Here is a 25,891-nt window from a genome sequence, read left to right on the forward strand (position 1 = left end):
TGAGATACAGCCCCTCACATCTGCGGTGCGGTCGCGTCTTCGGTACAAATTCGCCCCGACAGAAATTCGGCATAACCTCCACGCGCGATGTCCACTCGAGACCCACCCAAGCTTGGAAACTGCCCGCTTGGATGCTCGTGGAGCTACTCGTCAAGCAGCACGGCGACCGAGACGCCCGCCGCGATGGTGAATATGCTTGCCAGCACACTGGCCAAGGTACTGCCCGCGGCCCGATCCCGATAAATATTCCTTGAGACCGCTATGGCGGAAACCTCTGTTGCTGTGGGCAGTACGCCCAGTAGAAAAGTCTGGGCCAAAAGCGCCCCTCGCAACCCCACGAGATAGGCGGTGCCAAAGATCACAATGGGTTGCAAGATGTTCTTCACGAACACATTGAACGTCACCTCCTTGTTGAGCTGCAAGCTGATCCCCGACAAAGTCAGACCAAGGGCGAAAAGCGCTGCGCCCCCAGCCGCTACGCCGATCTCGCTTGCTGCGGTCACGGCAAGTTCAGGCAACTTGAATCCGGACGCCGCGAAACCGGCGCCTGCAATAGGCAGAAAGACCAGGGGCTGCTTTGCCGCATTCCACAGCGCCCTGCCGATCCCGATCCGATGCTCTTCATCGGTAGCGCTCCGTGCAAGGACGACAAGCGTGATCGGGACGACGATCAGAGTCACGATCAGATTTCCGGAGACGACCATCAGAAGCGCCGACGACCCGACGGATGCGACCAGAACCGGTGGGCCGCAGTAGGCGATGTTCGGGAAGGAGCAGGCCAAGGCCTGCAGAGCGCTGTCCGCCTCTCCATGCTTGAAAAGCAAGTGTCCGGCAGCCCAGCCAATGAGGAACGTCAGGCCAAACCCGATCAGGAGAGAGAGTAGGATCCTGGCGTTGAAGATGTCTGCCGGATTGGCCTTCGCCGCCGCGAGAAAAAGTGCGATCGGAAGTGCGAACAGCACGACGAATCTCGCTAGCGCGCGTCCGTACTCGATCGGCATCATCCCGAGCTTCCCAGCCATCCATCCCAAGGTTATGCAGAAGGCGATGGGCGCGAGTGAATGAGTCGTGGTCGCAAGAATGCTCTGCATCAGTAATGCTCCTGTTCTGGGCTCACCTTGCCTTTGAAAACGAAGTAGACGAGCAGGGTGTAGACGATCGTGATCTGCAGAACGAAGATGCCCGCTCCCCAGAACATGGAGGCTAATGTCGATTGGGGCGCGACCGCCTCTTCCAGAGTCACCGCAGGAGGGATGACATAAGGGTAGAACGACACGGCGAGCGTCCCATCCGCCTCCTCAGCGCCGCAGGAAGTTCGATACGGTGAGATCGACGAGTTGATCGCCTCGGCCATTCATTACCGCCTTCAAAGCCCATACGCCGAAGCCTTTCACCTGCGCGGCCTCGATCTTCGGGGGCATTGAAAACTCCTCGGTATTCGTGACCACGTCGAGCAGGGCGGGGCCGTCATGCGCGAGTACCTCGCGCAGCGCGCTTTCCAACTCGCCTGGATCCTCGACGCGAACACCGTGGATCCCTGCCGCCGCGGCTACCGCAGCAAAATTCGGGTTTGAGAGATCGACGCCGGTTTCAAGAAAGCCCGCGGCCTTCATTTCGAGAGCAACGAATCCCAGAACCGAATTGTTGAAGACAACGATCTTTACCGGAAGCTTCTGTTGCACGAGCGTCAGGACGTCGCCCATCATCATTGCGAAACCTCCATCCCCGGAAAGGCTTATTACCTGTCGGTCGGGGTAGGCGGCTTGAGCACCGATCGCCTGCGGAAGCGCATTTGCCATCGAACCGTGCACGAGCGAACCGATCATCCGTCGTCGGCCATTCATGGCAAGGTACCTTGCGGCCCATACGGTGGGGGTCCCGACGTCGAACGTGAAGACCGCGTCGTCGGCAGCGAGATCGCTTACGAGCTTGGCGAGGTACTGAGGATGGATCGGCTTGCGGCCCGGCTTGCCGGATGCGAGGTCATCGAGGCCTTCGCGAGCTTTTGCATAATTTTTCAGACTGTCGGACAGATGCGAGGTGTCCGACTTTTCGTCAATCCTAGGCAGCAACGCTCCGACGCTGGCCTTGACGTCGCCAACGAGGCCAATGTCGAGAGGCGCGCGGCGCCCAAGGCTTTCCGGTCTGATGTCGATCTGAGCGATCTTGGAGTCGGTGGGATAAAACTGCCGATAGGGAAAGTCCGTGCCGAGCATCAGCAACGTGTCGCATGCGAGCATCGCCGTGTAGCCCGAAGAGAACCCGATGAACCCTGTCATGCCAACGTTGTAAGGGTTGTTGTGTTCGATGTATTCCTTCCCACCAAGGGCATGCACTATGGGCGCCTTCAGGCGTTCGGCGAGAGCGATAACTTCGCCGTGGGCGCCCCGGCATCCTCGACCACAAAGGATTGTCGTCCGCTCACTCTTGTTCAGGAGGGCTGCGAGGCGATCTAGTTCAGGATCTCGTGGGAGTACCGTGGGTACATGAATCTTGAGCCCCTCGGGCTGCGAGATCGGGGCGTCGTAGTTCGCCAGCGCAATGTCGCCCGGTATGACCACCACCGCCACGCCCTTCTTGCCGATCGCCGCCCTGACAGCGGTCTCCAGAACCCCCGGGAGCTGCTGCGGGTTTGAAACCAGTTCGCAATAGTGACTGCATTCCTTGAAGAGGTTGTCTGGATGCGTCTCCTGGAAATAGCCGCGGCCGATCTCCGTGGATGGGATCTGTGCGGCGATGGCCAGGACGGGTACTCGAGAGCGATGTGCGTCGAAGAGACCGTTTATCAGGTGGAGATTTCCTGGTCCGCAGCTTCCCGCGCAGACCGCGAGCTCACCGGTAAGGTGCGCCTCGGCGCCCGCGGCGAACGCCGCGGTTTCTTCGTGCCTGACATGCACCCATTCGATGTCGCCTCGACTTCGCATAGATTCTGTCAAACCGTTGAGGCTGTCTCCGACGACGCCGTAGATGCGGCGCACGCCGGCGGCGTGCAGGACTTCGGTGATGATATCTGCTGCTTTATGCGGCATGACCGCCTCCTTGAGTGGCGCTATCCCGCTTGCGCGAGCGTTGGACATCCGAGGGTACCGGAGTGGCAAAAGATGAAGGGTCGCCGTCTGATATGAGTCTGGCGCTCCGCTGACGCGTCACGAACGCCCAGATCCAGTCGAGCGCGACTGAGGTCCTGCTGCGAAATCCGATGAGAAACATCACGTGCACGAGTGACCAGAAGACCCAGCCCGTGAAACCGGATAGCGAGATCTTTCCGACGCGTACCACCGCGGCCCCGCGTCCGATAACAGCCAGGTCTCCTTGATGACGATACTTAAAGGGTGGGGGCAAGGGCTCCTGCGCCGCATGTGCCTCGATCACCTTTGCGACATAACTGCCCATTTGCTTGGCAGCGGGAGCGATCCCCGGAACCTGCTTCCCATCCGAAGTCGCGACGCACGTATCACCGATCACGAATATCTCGGGGTGATCACCTAGGTTAAGGGTTGGCGACACAGCGAGCCACGACAAGCATTTTTCAGAAAGTTCCACCGGAAACGCGCGAAGAAGTCTTGGCCCGGCCTCGACCACCACAATCCGCATCGATTGCGTGTCGATGGTCCGGAACTCGCCCTTCAAGGTCCTGTGTGTCAGCTCCGCGGCGGCACCCGCCATTTCGACGCCAGTTGCACCGCCACCGACGATCACTGTCGTCAAGCGTCGACGCCTCTCCTCTGCATCGGGCGTCTTGTCCGCAATTTCATAGGCGCGTAACAAATTTTCGCGCAAAGCCCTTGCGTCTTCAATTGTCTTCAATCCGGGGGCGAAGGGTTCCCATCCTTCGTTGCCAAAGTACGCATGCCTGGCGCCCGTGGCGAGTACAAGATAGTCGTATGGGACGATGGAGCTGCCATCCGTAACGGTACGCGAGCGAGTATCAACGCCGCTGACCTCCATCATCAGGACGCGTGTGTTCCTTTGAGCCGAAAAGATGCTTCTCACCGGCCAGGATATCTGGCCCGGCGACAGCGATGCCGTGGCGACCTGGTAGGGCAATGGCTGGAAGAGATGTAAGTTTCTCCTATCCAGCAACGTGATATCAACCGGCGCAGACCTGAGACCCCGTGCGACAGCAAGGCCTCCAAAGCCCGCGCCGACGACGACGACGCGGGGCCGGGGTGCAGCGGGAGGACGGTTTGCCACGACCAGCCCTCTCAATTCAAATGCCGGTAGACAGGCCTGTACGTCTTGCTGCTGATGAGTTGGGCGACGTCGGCTGGGCGTTCGACATTCGCCAGACCTTTGTCGAAGATATGCTCGGCAATTTTGCGGGCGACGTGCAACGAAGCCTCGAGGATCTTGCTCTGTGGCGGATAGATCAAACCGGCGTTCAGGCTATCCTCGTCCACCTGTTCTGCGACGGCCTTGGCTGCAACGATAAACATCTCGTCGGTCACAAGTTTGGCTTCGGTCGCGTAAACGGCCATCCCCATGGCCGGAAAAATGTACACGTTGTTTCCCTGGCCAGGAACTAAACGGTGCCCGTTTACGGTCAAGGGCGGGAAAGGGCTCCCGCTCGCGAACACCGCTTTTCCTTGCGACCACGTGTACGCCTCCTCGGCGGTGCATTCGGACCGCGAGGTGGGATTGGAATAGGGGAAGATGATCGGGCGATCGTTTATCGCCGTCATCGTCTCGATGACGGTTTTGGTGAAAAGCTTCGGGGCGGTGCTGACCCCGATGATCGCGGTGGGTTTCAGTAGCTTGATCGCATCGACGAAGTCCGCGACGGGTTCGTGATCGACGACGAACGGCTTCTGGAAGTCCTTCACTGCGCGGGACGCCACGAGGAGACCATCGACGTCGAACAGCGAACTACGACTACGAGCTTCCGCAAAGGGAAGACCCTGCATCGCCATGCCCTGAGCGATCAAATCCGCGATGCCGGTTGCAGCAGATCCGGCTCCAAGGAATAGGAACCGCTGATCCGTGAGCGTTCCCCCCGTGATCTTCAGCGCGGCATAGATGCCTGCGAGAGCGATCGAGGCGGTGCCCTGGATGTCGTCGTTATAGGTGCAGATCTTCGTCTTGTACCTCGACAGGATCGGGATAGCGTTGAAGTTGGCAAAGTCTTCCCACTGGATGCAGCATTTCGGAAAGAGGTCCGTGACCGCCGCGACGAACTCGTCAATGAACGCGTGATAGTCATCGCCGCGAATGCGGTCATGCCGAAGCCCGAGATAGAGCGGGTCGTCGAGTAGAGCGGGATTATTGGTCCCGACATCGAGAGTGATCGGAAGGCACACCTCCGGCGGGACGCCCGCGCATGCCGTATAAAGAGAAAGCTTTCCTATTGGGATTCCCATCCCGCCAACGCCGAGATCGCCCAGGCCAAGAATTCGTTCTCCGTCAGTGACCACGATGAAACGGACGTCTCTCTGTGGCCAGTTCGAGATGAGTTCTCTGATATGTCCCTTGGCGGATATTGGAATGTAGAGCCCGCGGGCTGAATGAAAGATGTGGTCGAACTTCTGACAGGCCTCGCCGACCGTGGGAGTGTAGACCAGCGGCATAAACCCTGCCGGGTCGGACATCAGGACTGCGTAGTATAGGGTCTCGTTTCTCGCCTGGAGGTCCGAAAGCAACAGGTACTTCTGGAGGTCGTCTTTTAATGCGTCGAGCTGCGCATTAATTCGCGCAACCTGGCTTTCGATCGATGTAGGCGTCGGCGGAAGAAGCCCCTCAATGCCATACCTGTGGCGCTCATTGCTGTCGAAGGCAGTCCCTTTGTTCGTGTGGGGGTCACGCAAAAGGGCATAGCCGTTGGACATAGCTTCTACAGCCATGGTCAAGCTCCTTGGTTGTTTGATTGTTCGGATTGTAGGCCAACCGAGGCCGGACGGGTGTCTCGATACGGGCTCGAGACACAGTCTGCCTGCAGGGCGTCTTGCTTTCGGTCTTGCCCTACGTGCACGACCACTCGCTCGAGGCTTCCTTAACTCTGACGGAAGACTAGGCTTGGGGACTGTCCCCGGCAACACGTACGATGGTATCGATCCTTACGTCGTCCATTTCGAGGCCAGAACCGCTTCCGTGAAATCCGTCCGCTTGTAGGTCGGGTCCATTTTCGAAAGTACGTCCGCCTTGATGTTTCCGAAAGTCGTCTCAGGTTTTCGGATGGTGCCCATGCAGAATGAGGAAAGGATGCCTTGCTTGAATTTCAGGCCCCGCGGATGGCACGCACATACCTCGTTCCGCTGTTTGGACGTGAACTCCTCGAAGCCGATGCCGAGGACGTCCATTTCGACGCCTGCAGCAACCAAGGACACAGTGGATCGCTTGTGCTTCGGGATCCCCGGCGTCGTATGTAGGGCAATCGAATCCCATACGTCGTCGACATCCCGCTCGGGCAGTCCATATGATTGGAGAAAGTTTCGGGCGGCATTCGCTCCATCCACCTCGAAGCGTTCGTTGGGGCTCGCATGTGCATCCATAAGGCCCATGTCATGAAACATTGCCCCGATGTAGAGTAGCTCGGCGTCATACGTGACGCCCCGTCGTTCGCCAGTCAGCGCGCCAAAGAGGAAAACTCGTCTGGAGTGGTGATAAAGGAGCTCCGTTTCAGCGTCACGAACGAGTTCTGTCGCTGCCTGGGCCATCGTGCTGTCTGGAATTCCCACTCCTGCAATCGTTCTGGGATCTGTGGACATCCGTGCTCTCCAACCGTGAACGCCGGGCCAGCCGGCTGCAAATTTCACCTGAAAATTATCTGCAATTCGGCGGGAGCGTATTGGACGAGAGTACGATTGACGGCGAGCGCTTTAGCGGCGCCGTCTGGCTGATACCTAAGTGCAATGGAAGCAGGAGCTCTCAGCGGTATTCTCGACGCCGGAACAGACGAAGAAGATCAGTAATGATCGTGTCGGAGGACAGGAAGCTAAATTTCAGTCGCCGACGGTTCTATCGGTGGGTGCCGTCGCGGTACCGTCGACGTTTGGTGAATCTGTTATGCGTTTTTCCTCTGGGGTAGGAAAATGAAGATTGAAGACGGCCCCTGTCGGCAAAGCTGGCTCGGCCCACAGCTTGCCGCCATGCGACTCGATGATCGACCGGCAAATCGAAAGGCCCATTCCCAATCCTTCGGGCTTCGTGGTGTAGAACGCCCCAAAAACCCGCTCTAAATTTTCCTTCGCAATTCCCGGCCCAGAATCCTGGACTGATACGTGGACTCCACCCGACTGGGATTTGGCCGAACTGACTAAGATGACGCCCCGCCCACCGGCAAAGTCGTTGATAGCATCCAGTGCGTTCATGATCAGATTCAGTACTACCTGCTGCAACTGAACCCGGTCGCCTTGGACAGGCGGCAAGCCCTTGGTGAGTTTTGCCTCCAGTAGAATGCCACTCTTCTGCGCCTGACTTCGGGTCAGGCTGATGACCTCATCGATAACATCGTTTATTTCGAGTGACGATTTCTGCGGAGGCGCCTTTTTGATGAGCGTACGGATCCGGCCGAAAACTTGACCGGCGCGGGTGCCGTCGCGCACGACGCGAGCAAGGGCCTTTCGGGCTTCGGGCAAGTCAGGCTCGTCGTTCAAAAGCATAATCGCTGTTTCGGCGCTAACGACTACACCCGAGAGAGGCTGGTTCAGCTCATGGGCTATGGACGCTGCCAAGTGTCCCATGGCGGAGACACGGTTCGCGTGTGCGAGAGCCAATTGGCTCTCGTGGTAGCGCCGCTCGCTGTCACGGGCTAATCCCTCGGCCCGCCGGCGATCCGTAAGGTCGATAACGAACGCAACACCTTCCATTGGTCGTCCGTCAAAAAACGCGGCACCAATCAGAACGGGAACCCGTGAACCATCTTTCTTGACGTATTCTCCCTCAAACGGGGTAGCGACGCCGGTCGCGCGCATCTCCTCCATCACACGATCGTTTTCTGGATCCCACTCGCCCGGCATCAGGCTCTTCCAGCGTAGGTCACCTTCCTCCAGATCCTCACTTTCGTAGCCAACAATCTGAAGGAATGCATCATTAGCATCAATGATCCTCCCGTCGAGGTTCCAGGTGAATATCCCAATGATATTGGCGTTGAAGAGGCGCCGAATACGAGATTCGCGTTCTTGAAGGTCTCCGTAAAGACGAGTGTTCTCCAGTGAGATAGCAGCTTGCGTCCCCATGAGCTCCAAGAGCCGCGCTCGATCGCTCGTGAAAACGTGCGATGCCAAACTATTTTCAAGATAGAGAAGACCACTCAGATAGCCTTGACGAATAAGTGGGACGCACAGGATTGACCGTGGGCTCTGCCCGGTCATGTAGGGATCATCGGAAAAAAGGTGGTGCTCGGCGGCGTCGTCAACGATCAGCGTTTCTTGGGTTCGCATGACGTATCGGATGATGGATCGAGGAACTGGTGGAGCTGTGAAATCTTTATGACGCAGAACAATCGAGTCTCCTTCCAGCACAGCCTCAGCTTCGATGCTGTACCCACTCGGATCGGGTAGGATCAGGAGCCCGCGGTCGGCACCTGCTGTCTGCATGGCGATCGTCATTAAACGTTCAACCAAATGAGGCAGTAAAATTTCGCTCGACAGTGCCTGCGATGCCTTGAGAACAGCGTCGACATCGACATCGACGCCTTCAAGGTCTGAGTTGCCAGCAGCTCCCGGCTCCTCGCGGCCCGAACGATGTTGCTTAGCGTTCAATAACTGGGGATGGAGCGACTCAAGCTGTTTCACTTTGCCTAGCGCGCCCCAGCGTAGGTAACAGTCTCGCGCCTTCGTAAGGTAGGTATCGCAGAACTCCTGAAAGCCGTGGGCGCCGTAAAACTGTGCGGCAGTTTCATAGGCTATCGCTTCGTTATGGAGAAACCCGTTTGCGCGAGCAGATTGGATCGCGAGTTCGTAAAGTCGCTGGGCCTCGAAATCGCGCCCTTCGAGTCTTGCAAGTTCGGCGCCGACCAAAGCGGCGCGGTTCTCAAAATTTTCTGGGCAATTCCCTGCCCACGCCATTAGCTGTCTGTGATGAGCACCCAGAACATCGATGCCGGCCTTGGTAGCTGCGGCTCCAATCCTACGCTGATTTCCAGCTACAGATAAGGCTGCGTAGAAATGGTACTCTGCCAGTTCGAACATTGCGGCAGAAGTCCAGAGTAGTTTTTTCGCTTTCGCAGCGGCGTTCAAGGCCACGGAGAAATCCCCAGCAAAAAAGCGTGCTTGCAGCTTCCGAATCCAATACCAACACTCGGGTTGCTTGGTGGAAGGGTCGATTGCATAGCGCTCTTCCAAGTCGCTCTCAGCGATTTGTTCGTCGTCGAAGGAGCCAAATCTGTATGTAAGTCCGCGCAAACTTCGGATAACGCCGAGCTGCGCCTTCATGATGTCCACGATGTGGCCGTAACGAGCGCGCTCAGCAAGCTCAAGGCCGACGTCGGCTTGGCGCTCCGCCTCTTCGAGGGGATCTCCGGCGGCGAGCAAATTGGTATTGAGGTTGTCGCAACAATATACCGCGAGAGTTGGGTCGCCGCCTTTCGTCGCGGTCTCAAATGCCTTCATAACCACGATCCGACTTGCACGGACGTGCTCCATCCACATCAGTGAAAATTGCGCGAACCAGAGGTAAGCGGGAGCGCGAAACCTCTCAAGACCGCGCTTGTCCACCAGTTGATAGCCGAGGCTCGCGAACCGATACCCCGCATTGTAGTCATTGAACTGTGGTCCCGCTATTTTGCTAAAAAAGACGTAAGCGACACATGATCCGTCGCCATGTCCCCGCTCAAGGCTAATGTTGACCGAATGACAGATAGCCAGCGAGAGAAAGTTGGCATCAACGAAGAGAGCCGACGGTAATACTCGCGTTAGAACATCCAACGTAGCGAGGGCGACCTCGTCGGTCATCAACGGCACATCGATAAGTTCCTCGATCGTCCGATCTCCAAGGTTTTTCCAAATTCTGTCGTACTCGCGCTTGACTTGGGACCTTCTTGGATGGGGAGTCCAATGGAGCCCCAAAGACTGCAGATACTCAATGCATATGCCGACGGCTTTGTCGCATTGGTCGAGGGTGGAGTACAAGTCGATGCGCAGGCATGCCACGCTCGCCCGATCGAGAGTGTTCGCTGATCTCAATGAAAGCCTAGCTAGCCGATCATCAGCAGATTCAATCTTTCCGACGAGAAACTCGCATTCAGCCTGGTGCAATTCCAGGGCGAACGCGGTCAGATGACGGTCCTCCCACATCTTGGCCGTGAGTAGCGATGCGCCAACCGCGAAATATTTTAGTGCCTGATGGTAAGCCGTCGACGCCCTCGCACGTCTGCCAGCCGCCAGATTCAATTCAGCAAGTTGGGCTCGCTCTTCATCCGAAACGATCAATTCTTTTCCGCGGTTGAGGTGAGTGACAATGTCGAAGATAATCTCCTCTCGTTGCTCAGCCCGTGTTTGCGAGACCAGGAGACGCCCAATGTGCAGATGCGTCTCGGCGCGATGTTCCGGCTGAATGAGCGAGTAGGCTGCCTCCAATACTCGGTCGTGCATAAATCGGTACGAGCGTTCGGTGTGCTCAAGAAATTCGCGTCGGGTTGCCTCCCACAATACAGCGTCGACTTCACGCTCAGACGTTGCGAGTACCATGGACAGTGTGGCAGTCGTCGCACTGGTACCCAGGCAGGCAAGTTGCTGCATTGCAGCACGTGTCTCTGCAGGCAACTGGCCGATCTTGTTGACCATCAGTTCGGCTACGTTCGCGGTATATTGCTTACGCCGGATGGTATCAGTATCCCACGACCACATACGCTCGCGGGCATCGAAGGCAACGAGACCCTCTTCGCTGAGCCCAGACAAGAACTGCTTTATAAAAAAGGGGTTACCACCAGTTTTCTCGTGTAGAATCTGGGCTAATGGAGCTGCCCTCGACTCGTCGCAATGAAGCGCTTGGGCGAGAAACTGTTCAAGGTCATTTCGACCGAGCGCGCCCAGCACGATCAACTCGCTTTCGAACCCACCGTCTCGGATTGATTGAAGTCTTGAGAGAAGTGGATGGCCGGCTCTAAGTTCGCTTTCTCTGTAGGCGGCGACGAGCAAAAGGTACTGCATTTCGGCATGTGTCATTAGATCTTGGAGGAGATCCAAGGATGCGGTGTCGGCCCAATGTAGGTCATCAAGAAACAATACGAGGGGATGCCCTACCGTGGCGAACACTCCGACGAAGCGGCGAAAGGCGATCTGAAAGGCTTGCTGGGCCTGCTGTACCGGAAGGTTGGGAGCGGCTTTTTGCTTCCCAATGACTAGAGCCAGTTCGGGCATAAGATCGACCAAGGCTCGCGCCTGTGTTCCCAAGGCTTCCAGCAAAGACTGTCGCCAGAGATCCAACTCCGCTTCATCCTTGCTTAGCAAGCCGCGAATTGGTCCTTGAAATGCTTGGGCGATAGTCGCATATGGCGCGTCGCGTTTTTGCTGGTCGAATTTGCCAGACGCGAACATGCCTTGGGATTGCACCAATGTCCGTTGTAGCTCGTTGAATAGTGTGGACTTTCCCACGCCGGAATGGCCGCAAATTGTTACCAGCTCGGGAGTTCCGGTGGTGGATACGCGACCAAAGGCGTCCACTAGCGAGGCGATTGCCAATTCTCTTCCGTAAAGCCTCTCCGGCATCAACAGTCGATCAGGAATATCGAAACAGCCCACGTCAAAGGGATTGATGTGCCCACCGGTCTGTAAGCCCGCTAAACAGAGCCCGAGATCGTATTCGACGCCAGCGGCTGTCTGGTAACGGTCGTCGGCCGTTTTAGCCAGGAGCTTCGTTACGATTTTAGAAATTGTGGCTGGGATACTCGGTATTCGTTCGTGCGGCGGAAGAGGCGCCCGAGCAATGTGGCAATGAATCAATTCTAATGGGTCAGACGTGGGAAATGGCAATTCCCCCGTCAGCATTTGATAGAAAATCACTCCCAGCGTGTAGAGATCGCTTCGCGAGTCGATCGAGCGGTTCATCCGGCCCGTTTGCTCGGGCGCCATGTAAAGAAGAGTGCCGGCAATAAACTCTGGGGGATCCAAAGCTTGGCGTTCGCGAGGTAGTCGGGATGCATGTCCGAAACCAGTAAGATGCACGTTAACGCCGGCGCTATCCGCCAGGATATGAATCGGCCTGAGGTTTTTATGAATAAGCCCGGTCCGGTGCATCTGCCGAACCGCTGCAACCGTTTCTATAGCCAAATGGAGAAACTGGAGGATTGGCATTGGTTTGCCAAGTTTGCGATCCAAACCCTCGCCACCGGGATCGGACAATATTAGCATTGTCTTATCCCGCTCCCGGACGAATTCCTTTGGAAGGACGGCCCACGCACTGTCCAGCTAATCTCTGAGTTGATACTCGTTCTCAAGCTGGGCAATACTTGTAGGTCGGGGATAGGGTGAAGCTAGACGCAACGTGAGAAAGTTGTGAGGTGACCCATCACCATCAGGAAACGCCTCTCGAGAGAGAATGCGCTCGCCGTCTTCCCAAAGGACGTTCGTACCGCCTCCGCGCGGGTCAGGCGAGGTCTGGGAATCCATCCGTCAAGCTCCACGGTTCGTCGCAAATGAGTGCCGAGGGTCATTTCAAAAGAGCACGGCCGAAACACCGACCATCGCCGTGAAGGATCCGACAACTACAGGTGAGATTTAGGACGTCGCTTCGTTATTTGAGGCGCAATGCTCGACAAACAGTGTTAAGCTCAAGCCAGTATTCCTGATCTTGTTGCTCGCCGCCCTCACGTCCTTTCGGTGTCTCAGCGATCTTGCACCTCGGTAGTCACCGGCAGCTCAGCGGAAAATACCATCTTTAGCTGACAATTATATTCTGTTTTGCGATAAATGAAACATATCATCCGACCGGCCGCGAACTGACAATCACGGCTCCCTGAAAGCACCCGTTTGCATGTGAGGGAGGATTTAATATGAGGAAACTCGCGCTGGCGGCGCTCGTAGCCGCAGCCATTTGGGTGCCACAAGGTCTGGCGTTCGCTAGCTCCACCATCATTATGGTAACTCATTCTCCGCCGTCCGATGCGTATTGGGTGAGTGTAATAAAAGGATTGGAGCAGGCCGGGAAAGATTTGGACCTCAGCGTCCAATATCGAGGCGTGGAGAATAACCTCAACGATCCCAATCAGCAGCGTCGAAATCTCGAAGCTGCGATCGCGGCGAAGCCTGACGGGATCATAGTTTCCGATCCGACGCCATCGTCATTGAACGCCACCATCAAGAAGGCGTCGGATGCTGGCATTCCGGTCATTCTCGTAAACCAGGGTGGCGATCAGGTTGCAAATGTGGGTGCGCTTGCCTTCGTAGGCGACGACCCCGGTACACAAGGCCAGATGGGCGCTGCCCAGTTCAATTCATTCGGGTCCAGAAAAGCGCTGATAATAACTGCCCCTCCCGGAGCTTTACCTTTCCTCGATGCGCGCACGAACGGGTTTAAGAAAGCATTCAAGGGAACGTCGACACTGGCAGAAATCCCGCTGTCGGATTTCAACAACGCCAATCGGATAAAATCGATCACGGAGTCGGAACTACAGAAAGACGGATCGATCGATGCGGTCTTTTCCATTGGCGGCTGCTGCATCACGGCGATGATGCAGGTCAGATCAGACCTTGGGGAGCGGGCGCGGGATATCCACTGGGGCACGATCGATATGACGGCCAGCGCAATTCGATCCTTGAAATCTGGAGAACTTGACTTTGCTCTCGATGCCCAGCAGTACGCGCAGGGCTACTATCCGGTGGTCATGTTAGACTTATATGTGCGTCAAGCGATCCGACCGGCCGAAGCCCGGCTGATCACCGGTCCCGTAGTTATTACCCCAAGCAACGTGAATCATATCGAGGCCACTGGTCGATGACAGTCGAGCGTTGGGGCGTATGATATGGAAGCGTCATCTCAACAGGGGTGCAACGAGAAGGCGGGGGCGAAAAGCGGCTTGTCAATACTAGCTCGCCCAGAATCGACCGCCCTGGTTGGCACTGTCGTGGTGTTCAGTTTTTTTGCCTTCTTTACCGGCCACGCTGGGTTTCTGACGTTACCAATGACGCGCAATTATCTGGAAGTCGGAGCTGAGATAGGGATTATCGCCGCGCCCGTGACGTTGCTGCTCGTTGCGGGGGAATTCGACCTCTCTGTCGGGGCGAACGTCGCACTGAGCCAATCAATCTTGGGTTATTTGATGGTGTATGGCGGTTGGCCGGTCGCCGACGCGTTCTTAGCCGCCATTCTCATCGCGTCAGTTGTTGGCGCGGTCAATGGGATCTTGGTCGTCAAGACTAAGCTTCCTTCATTCATCATAACCCTTGCCATGCTTTTCATCCTTCGAGGTATCGCCCAAGGCGGGCTGCGAATGCTCGTTGGCACGACGACGATCGACGGAGTTCGAGATCATGCCAGCGAGGACCGACTCTCGTTTTTGTTCGCGTCTTCGATTGGTCCGTTCTCAGTTTCGCTCGTTTGGTGGCTTGTTGTGACAATGCTTGGCGCATGGGTTCTCGAAAAAACGGCCTTCGGCAACTGGATTTTCGCGACGGGGGGAGATCGCCGTGCCGCGCTGCAGTTGGGGGTCCCAGTGCAAGTGGTGAAAGTGACCCTCTATATAGCCGTTGCAGTTTCGACAGTGTTCGTAGCGGCACTGGACATTTTTGCGATCAATCAGAGTGATGCGAACGCGGCGACAGGACGGGAATTCGAAGTGGTGACCGCCGCAGTAATTGGTGGCGCCCTGCTGACGGGGGGGTATGGCTCGCCGATCGGTTCATTTTTGGGCGCTCTCTTGTTCGGTATGGTCGAACAAGGCTTTTTCTTCACGCCACTGCCCGACGTTTGGTTCATGACGTTTCTTGGCGTCGTGCTCCTTCTCGCGGTGCTGGTAAATAACTACACCAGGCTAAAAGCTTTGAAACCACGGAGGAGCGGCGATATCGGGCGAACCCTACCTTGAGACGGTGAACGTTACAAAATTCTACCGTGATGTGGCAGCGTTACGGGACGTTTGTCTTTCCGTCCGATGCGGAGAAGTGGTCTGTTTACTTGGCGACAATGGGGCCGGCAAGTCCACGCTAATCCACATTCTGAGTGGGGTAGAGAAGCCCGACCTCGGCACGATACGTGTGGGTGGGATCGATGTGAAATTAGGTTCTCCCGCCCAAGCACGCGACAGAGGTATCGCCACGGTATTCCAAGATCTCGCTGTCGTACCGATGATGCCTGTATATCGCAATTTCTTCCTCGGGCGTGAGCCCACAATTGGTTGGGGGCCGTTCCGACGGTTCAACTCAAAGGCAGCGATCGCTATCGCGGAGAAGGCTTTGCGCGACTTCGGCGTCAGTTCAGCTTCCGTGCGCCTTCCCATAGGGACGCTTTCCAGCGGTCAACGTCAAGGCGTAGCGGTAGCAAGAGCCCTCCATTTTGGCGGTCGTATCCTCATTCTTGATGAACCGACGTCAGCCCTTGGGGTCAGACAGGTCGAAGTAGTGCTCGGGTATGTAAGGCGTGCCAAGGATGCGGGCGTGGGCGTGATACTCGTGACCCACAACGTGCAACATGCCTACGCGATCGGAGACACCTTTGTTGTGCTATTTCTCGGACGTCACGTTGGAACATTTGACAAATCGAACTTAACGGAGGCCCAACTGACCAGGATGATGGCGGGTGTTATCTGAAAAAGGACGGCCCTTCTCCCGAAGGGTTTGGGCCCAGCTACCCACTGATCAAAGCATAGGAGTGGTTGAAATGATTACGAAGCTCGTTCAGCCGCGCTCGAATAGCGATCCGGAAAAGCCAATTATTTTTATAGTTGATGATGACGTGTCCGTCCGAGAGTCACTTGGACATTTGGTTCAGATTGCTGGATGGAAGCCGGCAGTGTTTGCGTCCGCGGAGCTTTTCTTGGAAAACGCTGCGACTCCAGGTCCTTGCTGCTTGATTTTGGACATCAATATGCCGGAGCTCAATGGGTTGGAACTTCAACGCGTCATGGCGGCGAAGGGGATAAATATGCCAACTATCTTCGTGTCCGGGTACGAGGAGGCGCGCAATACTCACGCAATGAATGGAGGCGCCGTTGCATTTTTAACGAAACCCATCAACTCCGCTGAGTTGCTGGAAACCGTGAGCACGGCGCTGGCTTCCTGGGAACCGTCCCCGTAAACATCGTTGCGCCTTGCCGTTGGCACCGTCGGCTATCAACCCGGGCATCAAAAGGCGTACACGCCGTCCGGTTTCCAAGACACCGTCGCGCCTCGGCCAATGGACCTGAGCGACATCTCCCGGACGGTCGCAGACTATGCCAAAGCGGCATGCCTAGCGCAGTCGGCAGGTTTCGAGTGGAGCTGCACGGCATCAGCACCTGCTTGATCCCGACCTTCCTCTATGAACGGCACAATCAGAGAACGGATGACTACGGTGGTACAGCTGAGAACCGGGCACGGTTCCCTCCCAAGGTCATCGATGCCCTTGTGGACACCTGAGCGCCTGGAAGCGTTCGAATGAAGCTCAGTCCGGGTCTGAAGGCATGGGAAATCTGGTCGCTGCAAGAGCGACCTTGGCGACCTTCGAGTCCCTGGTTGGGATCAGGTTACGGGGGTGAACCTAGAGCCTGGAGCCGCCTTCTTGACCGCATCCTTGAGACGCTGAAGGATTGAGATCTTCTCTGCTCCGATGAAATCCGGTTCGATCAGGTCGGCGTAGCCGAAACGACCAGCCTGATTGACGTGGAACTTGATCTGATGATGAGCAGCGGTGATACGAAAGGGGCGTGGCTTTGCATGCCTGGATCTTAACGCACGACAACATCTCGAAGCCCTTCGGGCCATCGCCCTCGTATGAAACCTCAACGACATGGGGCTTCTCCGGGTCGCGCAGATCGGAGGCATGTATCCAGACGAAACGAGCTTGGTAATCATGTCCGTGCCAGTTTGCAATTACTGCGTCTGCGATGTCCTTTCACCTGCCGAAGTTGATTCCTGCTTTGTTCCCTAAGACATTTTCCGGGCACCGAAGTGCCCGGAAAATATCTGCGCGTTGACCAAGATGGTCACCTTAGTGGCATTCCCAGCGGCGCAATGAAGAACTCAGTGGCTCCCTGCAGCATCGAGCATCAGCTATCAGCTGCAGCCGCTCGTTGCCCCGCATGTGTCGCACTTTTCGCATGTCCCGTTGCGGACCATCGTGAAGTTCTGGCACTCGGAGCATATGTTGCCCGTGTAGCCCTGCATGATGGAGCGGGCGCGGCGTTCGGCTTCGACCTTCTTGGCTTCCGTCTTGGCCGAAGCCGCGTCGGCGGCTGCCTTGTCGGAGAAGAGGGCGGTTGCCTGCTGCTGCGCCTCGGTCGTGACTTCTTCGAGCACTTCCTCGGCGATCTCTTCGGCCAGTTCCTTTGCCCGCTCCTCGTAGTCGCGCTTGAAGGCGACGATTTCGGAGGAGGAGACAGCGAGCGTCGGTTCGATCTTGCGGGCCGCAGCGCCGGCAAAGGACGTCACCGTGGCGCCGGAGGAAGCACGCGCCGGAGCTGCGGTAGCAGAGCCCTTCGGCTCACCGCCGGCCTGACGTTCATTGCCCGTTACCAGCGTCGGCTTGTAGCCGCGGGTCCAGCCGGTCGAGACGAGGTTCGTCTTGCCTTCCTGGATGCCCTTGCCAAGCGCCGTGTTCGAGAAGTCCGACGTATCGACATGCGCCAGGTCGTGGCGGCCGAGGTAGGAGACGGCCAGTTCGCGGAACACGTAGTCGAGGATCGACGTGGCGTTCTTGATCGCGTCGTTGCCGATGACCATGCCGGCCGGCTCGAACTTGGTGAAGGTGAAGGCCTCCACATATTCCTCGAGCGGCACGCCGTACTGCAGGCCGAGCGAGATCGCGATGGCGAAGTTGTTCATCATCGCACGGAAGGCGGCCCCTTCCTTGTGCATGTCGATGAAGATCTCGCCGAGGCGGCCGTCGCCGAATTCGCCGGTGCGCAGATACACCTTGTGTCCGCCGACGGCGGCCTTCTGGGTGTAGCCCTGACGGCGGTTCGGCAGCTTCTCGCGTTCGCGGGTGACGCGCTCGACCACGCGCTCGATGATCTTCTCGGTGATGGTGACGGCCTGGGCGGCGACCGGCTGCTGCAGCAGATCCTCCAGCGCGTCCTCATCGTTCTCGTCTTCGATCAGCGAGGCGTTCAGCGGCTGCGACAGCTTGGAGCCGTCGCGGTAGAGCGCGTTTGCCTTCAGGCCGAGCTTCCAGGAGAGCATGTATGCGCTCTTGCAATCGTCGACCGTCGCGTCGTTCGGCATGTTGATCGTCTTGGAGATCGCGCCCGAGATGAACGGCTGGGCGGCCGCCATCATGCGGATGTGGCTGTCGACCGAGAGATAACGCTTGCCGATCTTGCCGCAGGGGTTGGCGCAATCGAAGACGGCGAGGTGTTCGTTCTTGAGGAAGGGTGCGCCTTCCAGCGTCATTGCGCCGCAGACGTGAACGTTGGCGGCCTCGATATCCTTCTTCGAGAAGCCGAGGTGCTCGAGCAGGTTGAAGCTCATGTCGCCGAGCTGTTCGTCGGTAACCTTCAGCGTGCCCTTCAGGAAGTCGGCGCCGAGCGTCCACTGGTTGAAGACGAACTTGACGTCGAAGGCCTGCTTCAGCGCGCCGTTCAGCGCCTCGATCTTCTCGTCGGTGAAGCCCTTGGCCTTCAGCGAGCCGGGGTTGATCGCCGGCGCCTGGTTCAGGTTGCCGTGGCCGACTGCGTAAGCTTCGATCTCGGCGATCTGGCTCTCGGAGTAGCCGAGCGTCCGCAACGCTTCCGGAACGGCGCGGTTGATGATCTTGAAGTAGCCGCCGCCGGCAAGCTTCTTGAACTTCACCAGCGCGAAGTCGGGCTCGATGCCGGTCGTGTCGCAGTCCATGACGAGACCGATCGTGCCGGTCGGCGCAATCACGGTTGCCTGGGCGTTGCGGTAGCCGTGCCTTTCGCCGAGCTCGAGAGCCTTGTCCCAAGCGCTCTTGGCATGAGCTGCGAGATCCTGGTCCGGGTTTTCCGAGTGGATCAGCGCGACCGGGTTGATCGACAGGCCTTCGTAGCCCGTGGTCTCGCCGTAGGCGGCGCGGCGATGGTTGCGGATGACCCGCAGCATGGCTTCGCGGTTCGGCTTGAACATCGGGAAGGGGCCGAGTTCGGACGAGATTTCCGCCGAGGTGGCGTAGGAAATGCCGGTCATGATCGCAGTCAGCGAGCCTGCAATGGCACGGGCTTCGTCGCTGTCATAGGGAATGCCCGACGACATCAGCAGGCCGCCGATGTTGGCATAGCCGAGACCGATCGTGCGGTATTCGTATGAGCGCTCGGCGATCTGCTTCGACGGGAACTGCGCCATCATGACGGAGACCTCGAGAACGACCGTCCACAGGCGAACGGCATGTTCGTAGTCTGCGATGTCGATGCGCTTGGTGGCGGCATCCTTGAACTGAAGCAGGTTCAGCGAGGCGAGGTTGCAGGCCGTGTCGTCGAGGAACATGTATTCCGAGCACGGGTTGGACGCACGGATCGAGCCTGCGGCCGGCGAGGTGTGCCAGTCGTTCATCGTCGTGTTGAAGTGCAGGCCCGGATCGGCCGATGCCCATGCGGCGTAGGAGATCGATTCCCACAGGTCGCGCGCCTTCAGCGTCTTCATGACCTTGCCGTCCTTGCGGGCGGTCAGGTTCCAGTCACCGTCGTTTTCGACAGCGCGCAGGAAGTCGTCCTTGATCGAGACCGAGTTGTTGGAGTTCTGGCCGGATACCGTGAGGTAGGCTTCCGAATCCCAGTCCGTGTCGTAGGTCTTGAACTCGAGGTCCTTGTAGCCCTGCTTGGCAAACTGGATGACGCGACCGATATAGTTTTCTGGAACCTGGTCCTTCTTGGCAGCGCGGATTTCGCGCTTCAGGGCAGGGTTCTTGTTCGCATCGAAGCAATCGCCATTGTCAGCTTCGCAGTTGACGCAAGCCTTCATGATTGCCTTGAGATGCTTGGCGACGACCTTGGAGCCGGTGACCAAGGCAGCAACCTTCTGCTCTTCTTTCACCTTCCAGTTGATGTATTCCTCAATATCCGGGTGGTCGATGTCGACAACCACCATCTTGGCCGCACGGCGCGTCGTGCCGCCCGACTTGATGGCGCCCGCTGCACGGTCGCCGATCTTCAGGAAGCTCATCAGACCCGACGAACGACCGCCGCCGGAAAGCTTTTCGCCTTCGCCACGGAGGTAGGAGAAGTTCGAGCCGGTGCCGGAGCCGTACTTGAAGAGACGGGCTTCGCGGACCCACAGGTCCATGATGCCGCCTTCGTTGACGAGATCGTCTTCAACGGACTGGATGAAGCAGGCATGCGGCTGCGGATGTTCGTAGGCCGACTTGGACTTCACCAGCTTGCCGGTGAAGGGGTCGACATAGAAGTGGCCCTGGCCGGGGCCGTCGATGCCGTAGGCCCAGTGCATGCCGGTGTTGAACCACTGCGGCGAGTTCGGGGCAACGCGCTGTGTGGCAAGCATGTAGGCAAGTTCGTCCTTGAAGGTGAGGGCGTCTTCCTCGGACGAGAAGTAGCCGCCTTTCCAGCCCCAGTAGGTCCAGGTGCCGGCAAGACGGTCGAAGACCTGGCGCGCGTCGGTTTCGGAACCGTACTGCTGGTCCTTCGCAACATCCTTCAGGGCCGCGTCATCGGCAACCGAACGCCACAGGAAGGAAGGAACGTCGTTTTCTTCGACCTTCTTCAGCTTAGCGGGGACGCCGGCCTTGCGGAAATACTTCTGCGCCAGAATGTCGGCGGCAACCTGGGAAAACTGCGCCGGAACGTCGATGTTCTCGAGGCGGAATACGATCGACCCATCCGGGTTCTTGATCTCGCTCGTCGCCTTGCGGAATTCGATGTCCGCGTAAGCGCTCTGTCCTGCCTTCGTGAAACGGCGTTCTATGCGCATTTCTCTAACCTCTAGCTTGCGCGCCCCGTCCCCGTTGACCAAGGCGCAAGTTTCCACCTCCGGCGGCGCCGTGAGGAGCGCAGCCAGTTCTCGTTTCCGTATCGTCACAGGAGTGTCATCCGGAGATGTTCATCCTGTATCTTGTGGTGACGGTGGCTGCAAACACTAAATATAGTATTAACAGCTTATTATCGCCAGCCCCGGACGTCACTTTTCGGAAGATAAAAAATCGCGCACGAAGCCCCTCATGGCGGTCATCCATCATGGACGCAACACCCTGATTCTACGCTCGATTTTTGAAAAGAACCGGCCTCGTTAATTCCGGTCCAACTGCCGCAGCAACATCGGAACCTATTAAGTTGGAATCAGGCGATTCCGTCAAGAGGTTGTTTTTAACGAAGCGTTCACCACAACATATTGTGGATCGGGCTGTGGACACTGGGGAAAAGAAAGTCGTGCAAGGAATTCAAAGACTTGCGAGCTTTGACCGCTCCAAAGTCGAAAAAATCTAAGAAAAGTTGCGACCGTGTTGATTTGGTTGCAGCTTTTGCTGGCCAAATGCGGCAGCCGATTCGTTGAGGATAATTTCAGTCACAATGCGTCAATCGCAATGGTCACCGTTGCGATCCCTATAGGCGTTCCGTTTTCATCCTTGATCACAAAACTCGCCTGCGTTTCCAGCAATTGCGTCTGTTCATCGCGCTCGGCCCGATCGATGAATATCTCGTCGGTCTGTTTGGCGAATGTTTTGAGGAACTTATCTTCGTCGCCCTGCCAGTAGTCGGATGTCATGGTGCCCTGGCCGACATTGAGGCCATGACGATCGGTCACGAACAATTCGACGATGGTGCCCTGCGAATCATCCTGCTTGGTCTTGAGGTATCGCGACACCGGCTTGTTGAGCAGACGTCTGACCATCTCCCAGCCGCCGCTCTGCACTTCGGCGCGGTAGGTGTTGTCGAGCACCTGGATGTGCGCGTCACTGATATTTCCGAACTTAGCGTTCTGATCTTCGATCGCCTTCCGGACGATCGGCGTATTTACCATCGGCTTGACGACCGTCTCGACATATTCCCGTACCACGGACACATAGGCCGGTTCGGCCGACATGGCCCCAGGCGAGAGACAGATGCCAAGCCCCAAAGCCGCAACCGTCCCGACGTAGCCCCAACGCATCATATTCGTTCCAACGTCGCGTCCCGCGACCATGCCTCTAAACCAATCCCCCAAGGTGACGCCGTTGTCGCGCGGGATTGTGGCTCGGAAGGATAAGGTCTGCAGCGGGCGCGCGACAGCGGAATCCGAGGAGTTAGTTAAACAAAGATTGGTGCAATTTTAAATTGCCGCCATCTCGTCTGGTTGTGCCGAGGGAGCCGTCAGCCGCGACTGCCCTTGGAAATCGGTTCCTGATAGGTGAAGCCCATGTCCCAAGGGAAATAGATCCAGGTATCCTGGCTGACTTCCGTGACAAAGGTGTCGATCGTCGGCACGCCCTGCGGCTTTGCGTAAACACAGGCAAAGTGTGCCTTGGGCAGGATGGTGCGCACTTCCGAGGCTGTCTTGCCGGTGTCCGTCAGGTCGTCGATGACGAGGACGGACTCGCCTTGGTCGGCAGTCAGTTCCGGCGCGATGCCCTTCAGGAGCATCATTTCCCCCTGATTCACATAGTCATGGTAGGAGGCGACGCAGACCGTTTCGATCAGCCGGATATTGAGCTCGCGCGAGATAATGGCTGCTGGTACCAAGCCGCCGCGCGTGATGCAGACGATCGCTTTGAAATCGCGCTTAAGGCCGGCGAGGCGCCAGGCGAGTGCGCGCGCATCGCGGTGGAACTGATCCCATGAAACGGGAAAGGCTTTATCGGGAAGGGACATGGTTTGCTCCGCGGCATGAATGATGACACGCCGTTCGCCGGCGGCCGGGACAAGACATTCCGCTCGGCCAAACGCAAATCGCGCAGCCGAAACTGCGCGATAAGAGGACCGAAGCCGGAGCTCGTCATCGGTCGCCGCAATTAGCGGAATCCGGGGGCAAAACGCAAGCCCCATGATTCCTAGCGCGACAGCAGCGTCAAGGCCGTCATCGATTGCAACAGCGTCTTCGTCGTCCCGCCGAAAATCATCTGCCAAAGCCGCGAATGGGTGTAGGCGCCCATGACGAGAAGGTCGATACTGCTGTCCGACAGACGATTTTCAATAATTGTTGACGCCGATTTGTCCGCACTTTCGGCGGTCGCCAGGGTGACTTTGACGCCATGGCGGGAGAGAGCCGCGGCAATGTCGGCGCCGGCGACAGCAGCGGATTGAAGTGCATTGTCGACGGGATCGACCGAGAAAATCTCGACTTCATCGGCCGCCTTCAGGATTGGCAGTGCATCGAACGCCGCGCGCGCCGCTTCCCGTGAGCCGTTCCAGGCGATGAGCACCCGCTTGATCGGTTTCGGCCGGCGCAGCACAAAGGGGATCATCAACACCGGGCGGCCGCTTTCGAAGAGAAAGTTGTCGATGTCGACGTGACTGTCCGACGGCTTGGCCGGATCTGCCTGTGACGCGATGAGCAGGTCAGCGCTTCGAGCGCTTTCGATCAAGGGTGCCGTGCCGTAGCCGGTGGATGAGGCAAAGCTGCGCCACTGAAAGGAGACACCTTCAGCCGCTGCCTTCTTGCGGAAGATGCGTTCGACTTCGACCGTTTCCGCATGCGCCATATCCTGTAGCGCCTGCACGGCGACGGGATCGGGTATTTCCATCGGCGCCACGAGCGGCACGACAGCGACGGTTTCCGCATGAAGGCCGATAACATGGGCATTGGTCTCAGCGGCAATGGCAAATGCAAAATCCGCTACAGCGGGAGCGTTGGCGACGGTATCGAGAATGGCAAGTATGGTTTTGTAAGACATAAACAATTCTCCTTATGCGGATGAAATCAGTTAATCTTCAACGAGAATGCGCCGGCGAGGGCGCCGGTTCCTTGATGCACATCAAAGGCGATGCGGAACCTCTCTCATACTAGGCCTCTGCCGAGCGATTTTCCGCAACCTCCTTTGCCTGGCGAATGGTTTCGATCATGCCGCGCACGTCGGCTCGTGCCGCGTCGATCGCAGTCTGGGAGCGGCCACGGACGACGATTTCGGTCGAGAACGCTTGCCCGACGTATCGGGGGTAGGAGCCTATGTTGGTCTCCGGATGAGCTTTTTGGATGGCAGCCAGCGGCGTGCCGATGTCACCCTCTCCGAAGGGGCAGGAGATGCCAAGCGAGAGCACCCGTGTGCCGGTGCGCAATGTCGGGATGACCGCGTCGACCATGGCCTGGAAGACTTGCGGGACGCCGGCCATCACGTGAACGTTGCCGATAACGAAGCCTGGAGCGGTGGAGACCGGGTTACGGATGTGGCGCGCACCTTTTGGCATCCGGGCCATTCTCTTCCTGGCGTCGGTGAATTCAAGGCCGCGACTGGCATACATGTCGCCGAGTAGTGTCATTGCGTCGGCATCGTATTCACACGGCAGCCCGAATGCTGCCGATACGGCATCGGCGGTGATGTCGTCATGGGTCGGCCCGATGCCCCCCGAGGTGAAGACATAGTCGTATTTTGCGCGCAACGCGTTGAGCGCTGCGACGATCGCACCTTCCTCGTCACCGACAATACGGACCTCCTTGAGGTCGATGCCACAGAGAGTCAGCACATCCGCCAGATGGCCGATATTCTTGTCCTTGGTGCGGCCGGATAAAAGTTCGTCGCCGATGGCAAGCATGGCGGCGGTGACAATAGTCTCATTGGTCATGGGAAATTTCCGAACATTTGGATCCCCACATAGGTAGCGCCCTTCGTCGGTCTTGCAAACCGGGTCGTCGCCGCTACGTCACGCGACTGGCTGCAAGTATTTTTTCGTCTATGGCCATTGAACAGTGCGTTCTGCCACGTGGGGCTATGTTGATGGCGACTCGCTGCTAAGTTTCCACCGCTTACGAATTCAAACACAAATTCCCTGATGGAGATAAGTAAATGGCGAAGGTACTCGTGCTCTACTATTCGGCCTATGGCCACATCGAAACCATGGCCTACGCCGTGGCCGAAGGCGCAAAGTCGACTGGCGCTGACGTTGTTGTCAAGCGCGTTCCGGAACTGGTCCCAGACGAGGTTGCCAAGGCGTCCTACTACAAGATGGACCAGGCCGCGCCAGTTGCCACCGTCGATGAACTTGCTGATTATGATGCCATCATCGTAGGCGCCGGCACGCGCTTCGGAACCGTTGCGTCGCAAATGCGCAATTTCTGGGATCAGACCGGAAGCCTTTGGTTTGCCGGAAAGCTGGTCGGCAAGGTCGGCTCCGTTTTCACCTCGTCGGCGACGCAACACGGCGGTCAGGAGTCCACCATCCTCGGCTTCATCCCTACCTTCCTGCATCAGGGCATGATCGTCGCTGGACTCCCCTATGCTTTCCAGGGCCAGATGGGCGTTGACGAAATCAAGGGTGGTTCGCCTTATGGCGCCTCCACCATCACTGACGGCGACGGATCACGCCAGCCTTCCGCGATTGAATTGGAAGCCGCCAAGTATCAGGGCGCACACGTCGCCAAGATCGCCGCGAAGCTCGGCTGATCGATTCTATCCTGGCAGGCGCGGCTATCAGAGTCGCGCCTGCTTCAAGGCGCAGCCAGTTTGCCGGCTGCGTCAGCCGTAGAGTTCGTGCAGCTTCACTGCGTAGAAAAGAAGCGGTATTCCAAGGACCGCAATTGCGATCATGAGTGCTGTTCCCGCCCGGAACAATTTGAGACGTCGCGTTCTCGTGCCATCCCAATCGTAAACCATCGCCTTACTCCCACAAGACAGCTTACAACCATGCGCAGCCCCAACCGCGATCCTTCTGGCGCGCGCATACAAGCACATTCGAAAGCGATGATAAAGAGCAGCTTCCAGCGGCTGTCTGCTGTGGCTGCGGCGCGAGAAG

The 25,891-nt window shown here is 57.6% G+C and carries 19 protein-coding genes; 6 read left to right on the forward strand and 13 right to left on the reverse strand.

Annotated elements, in window-relative coordinates:
- Nucleotides 1–143: 143 nt before the first annotated feature.
- From FHT76_RS25215 to FHT76_RS25245, 7 genes are all read right to left on the reverse strand, one after another.
- A complete protein-coding gene (locus FHT76_RS25215) occupies nucleotides 144–1,091 on the reverse strand; it encodes an AEC family transporter (protein ID WP_183859089.1) in 948 nt (315 codons plus the stop codon).
- Nucleotides 1,091–1,354: a cytochrome d ubiquinol oxidase subunit II gene (locus FHT76_RS25220; protein ID WP_259132150.1), complete on the reverse strand. Its 264-nt coding sequence runs from the start codon at nucleotides 1,352–1,354 to the stop codon at nucleotides 1,091–1,093. The genes FHT76_RS25215 and FHT76_RS25220 overlap by 1 nt, the downstream gene beginning before the upstream one ends.
- On the reverse strand, nucleotides 1,299–3,029 hold the full coding sequence (gene poxB / locus FHT76_RS25225; RefSeq protein ID WP_259185939.1) for a ubiquinone-dependent pyruvate dehydrogenase: 1,731 nt from the start codon (nucleotides 3,027–3,029) through the stop codon (nucleotides 1,299–1,301). The genes FHT76_RS25220 and poxB overlap by 56 nt, the downstream gene beginning before the upstream one ends.
- Nucleotides 3,019–4,194 carry an NAD(P)/FAD-dependent oxidoreductase gene (locus FHT76_RS25230; RefSeq protein ID WP_183859083.1) on the reverse strand — a complete coding sequence of 392 codons (1,176 nt, stop codon included), beginning with the start codon at nucleotides 4,192–4,194 and terminating at the stop codon, nucleotides 3,019–3,021. The genes poxB and FHT76_RS25230 overlap by 11 nt, the downstream gene beginning before the upstream one ends.
- Nucleotides 4,195–4,205: 11 nt before the next feature.
- Nucleotides 4,206–5,837 carry an NAD-dependent malic enzyme gene (locus FHT76_RS25235; RefSeq protein WP_183859081.1) on the reverse strand — a complete coding sequence of 544 codons (1,632 nt, stop codon included), beginning with the start codon at nucleotides 5,835–5,837 and terminating at the stop codon, nucleotides 4,206–4,208.
- Nucleotides 5,838–6,050: 213 nt separating this feature from the next.
- Complete coding sequence (locus tag FHT76_RS25240; protein ID WP_259132147.1) at nucleotides 6,051–6,701, reverse strand: HD domain-containing protein; 651 nt, start codon at nucleotides 6,699–6,701, stop codon at nucleotides 6,051–6,053.
- A gap of 234 nt (nucleotides 6,702–6,935) precedes the next feature.
- Nucleotides 6,936–12,341: an AAA family ATPase gene (locus FHT76_RS25245; protein ID WP_259185947.1), complete on the reverse strand. Its 5,406-nt coding sequence runs from the start codon at nucleotides 12,339–12,341 to the stop codon at nucleotides 6,936–6,938.
- A 584-nt stretch (nucleotides 12,342–12,925) separates the two neighbouring features.
- Between FHT76_RS25245 and FHT76_RS25250 the strand changes: the two genes are divergently transcribed.
- The 5 genes from FHT76_RS25250 to FHT76_RS25270 all read left to right on the forward strand — a co-directional run bounded on the left by FHT76_RS25250 (nucleotide 12,926) and on the right by FHT76_RS25270 (nucleotide 16,484).
- A complete protein-coding gene (locus tag FHT76_RS25250) occupies nucleotides 12,926–13,870 on the forward strand; it encodes a substrate-binding domain-containing protein (RefSeq protein ID WP_259132065.1) in 945 nt (314 codons plus the stop codon).
- Nucleotides 13,871–13,894: 24 nt separating this feature from the next.
- Nucleotides 13,895–14,956, forward strand: coding sequence for an ABC transporter permease (locus FHT76_RS25255; protein WP_183756770.1), 1,062 nt, complete (start codon nucleotides 13,895–13,897; stop codon nucleotides 14,954–14,956).
- Complete coding sequence (locus tag FHT76_RS25260) at nucleotides 14,934–15,677, forward strand: ATP-binding cassette domain-containing protein (RefSeq protein WP_183756880.1); 744 nt, start codon at nucleotides 14,934–14,936, stop codon at nucleotides 15,675–15,677. Before FHT76_RS25255 ends, FHT76_RS25260 begins: the two co-directional genes overlap by 23 nt.
- Nucleotides 15,678–15,747: 70 nt before the next feature.
- Nucleotides 15,748–16,164: a response regulator transcription factor gene (locus FHT76_RS25265; RefSeq protein WP_183865078.1), complete on the forward strand. Its 417-nt coding sequence runs from the start codon at nucleotides 15,748–15,750 to the stop codon at nucleotides 16,162–16,164.
- A gap of 149 nt (nucleotides 16,165–16,313) precedes the next feature.
- The gene (locus FHT76_RS25270) at nucleotides 16,314–16,484 is read left to right on the forward strand and encodes a hypothetical protein (protein WP_259132062.1); all 171 of its coding nucleotides are present in this window, start codon (nucleotides 16,314–16,316) and stop codon (nucleotides 16,482–16,484) included.
- Nucleotides 16,485–17,120: 636 nt separating this feature from the next.
- On the opposite strand, the gene FHT76_RS25275 is transcribed toward FHT76_RS25270, so the two are convergent.
- From FHT76_RS25275 to FHT76_RS25295, 5 genes are all read right to left on the reverse strand, one after another.
- Nucleotides 17,121–20,942, reverse strand: a complete 3,822-nt coding sequence (locus tag FHT76_RS25275; RefSeq protein ID WP_259132059.1) for a vitamin B12-dependent ribonucleotide reductase — start codon at nucleotides 20,940–20,942, stop codon at nucleotides 17,121–17,123.
- Between the two features lie 591 nt (nucleotides 20,943–21,533).
- Nucleotides 21,534–22,121 (reverse strand): hypothetical protein, encoded by a 588-nt coding sequence (locus FHT76_RS25280; protein ID WP_183756767.1) that lies wholly within the window; start codon nucleotides 22,119–22,121, stop codon nucleotides 21,534–21,536.
- 197 nt (nucleotides 22,122–22,318) lie between these two features.
- Nucleotides 22,319–22,816 carry a xanthine phosphoribosyltransferase gene (gene gpt, locus FHT76_RS25285; RefSeq protein ID WP_114712411.1) on the reverse strand — a complete coding sequence of 166 codons (498 nt, stop codon included), beginning with the start codon at nucleotides 22,814–22,816 and terminating at the stop codon, nucleotides 22,319–22,321.
- A gap of 179 nt (nucleotides 22,817–22,995) precedes the next feature.
- Nucleotides 22,996–23,838: a universal stress protein gene (locus FHT76_RS25290; RefSeq protein WP_183865076.1), complete on the reverse strand. Its 843-nt coding sequence runs from the start codon at nucleotides 23,836–23,838 to the stop codon at nucleotides 22,996–22,998.
- Between the two features lie 109 nt (nucleotides 23,839–23,947).
- Nucleotides 23,948–24,724 (reverse strand): competence/damage-inducible protein A, encoded by a 777-nt coding sequence (locus tag FHT76_RS25295; protein ID WP_183865075.1) that lies wholly within the window; start codon nucleotides 24,722–24,724, stop codon nucleotides 23,948–23,950.
- A 221-nt stretch (nucleotides 24,725–24,945) separates the two neighbouring features.
- Between FHT76_RS25295 and wrbA the strand changes: the two genes are divergently transcribed.
- Complete coding sequence (wrbA, locus tag FHT76_RS25300) at nucleotides 24,946–25,542, forward strand: NAD(P)H:quinone oxidoreductase type IV (protein ID WP_016553685.1); 597 nt, start codon at nucleotides 24,946–24,948, stop codon at nucleotides 25,540–25,542.
- Between the two features lie 72 nt (nucleotides 25,543–25,614).
- Here the strand turns inward: wrbA and FHT76_RS25305 are convergent, their stop codons facing one another.
- A complete protein-coding gene (locus FHT76_RS25305; protein WP_016553686.1) occupies nucleotides 25,615–25,752 on the reverse strand; it encodes a hypothetical protein in 138 nt (45 codons plus the stop codon).
- Nucleotides 25,753–25,891 lie beyond the last annotated feature (139 nt).

Source organism: Rhizobium sp. BK176, from assembly GCF_024808055.1.

Bases quoted from the DNA above. Each gene is read 5' to 3' on its own strand.
- FHT76_RS25215 (WP_183859089.1), bottom strand. From the start codon at position 1,091: ATGCAGAGCATTCTTGCGACCACGACTCATTCACTCGCGCCCATCGCC.
- FHT76_RS25220 (WP_259132150.1), bottom strand. From the start codon at position 1,354: ATGGCCGAGGCGATCAACTCGTCGATCTCACCGTATCGAACTTCCTGC.
- poxB (WP_259185939.1), bottom strand. From the start codon at position 3,029: ATGCCGCATAAAGCAGCAGATATCATCACCGAAGTCCTGCACGCCGCC.
- FHT76_RS25235 (WP_183859081.1), bottom strand. From the start codon at position 5,837: ATGGCTGTAGAAGCTATGTCCAACGGCTATGCCCTTTTGCGTGACCCC.
- FHT76_RS25240 (WP_259132147.1), bottom strand. From the start codon at position 6,701: ATGTCCACAGATCCCAGAACGATTGCAGGAGTGGGAATTCCAGACAGC.
- FHT76_RS25250 (WP_259132065.1), top strand. From the start codon at position 12,926: ATGAGGAAACTCGCGCTGGCGGCGCTCGTAGCCGCAGCCATTTGGGTG.
- FHT76_RS25255 (WP_183756770.1), top strand. From the start codon at position 13,895: ATGGAAGCGTCATCTCAACAGGGGTGCAACGAGAAGGCGGGGGCGAAA.
- FHT76_RS25265 (WP_183865078.1), top strand. From the start codon at position 15,748: ATGATTACGAAGCTCGTTCAGCCGCGCTCGAATAGCGATCCGGAAAAG.
- FHT76_RS25270 (WP_259132062.1), top strand. From the start codon at position 16,314: ATGCCTAGCGCAGTCGGCAGGTTTCGAGTGGAGCTGCACGGCATCAGC.
- FHT76_RS25275 (WP_259132059.1), bottom strand. From the start codon at position 20,942: ATGCGCATAGAACGCCGTTTCACGAAGGCAGGACAGAGCGCTTACGCG.
- FHT76_RS25280 (WP_183756767.1), bottom strand. From the start codon at position 22,121: ATGATGCGTTGGGGCTACGTCGGGACGGTTGCGGCTTTGGGGCTTGGC.
- gpt (WP_114712411.1), bottom strand. From the start codon at position 22,816: ATGTCCCTTCCCGATAAAGCCTTTCCCGTTTCATGGGATCAGTTCCAC.
- FHT76_RS25290 (WP_183865076.1), bottom strand. From the start codon at position 23,838: ATGTCTTACAAAACCATACTTGCCATTCTCGATACCGTCGCCAACGCT.
- FHT76_RS25295 (WP_183865075.1), bottom strand. From the start codon at position 24,724: ATGACCAATGAGACTATTGTCACCGCCGCCATGCTTGCCATCGGCGAC.
- wrbA (WP_016553685.1), top strand. From the start codon at position 24,946: ATGGCGAAGGTACTCGTGCTCTACTATTCGGCCTATGGCCACATCGAA.
- FHT76_RS25305 (WP_016553686.1), bottom strand. From the start codon at position 25,752: ATGGTTTACGATTGGGATGGCACGAGAACGCGACGTCTCAAATTGTTC.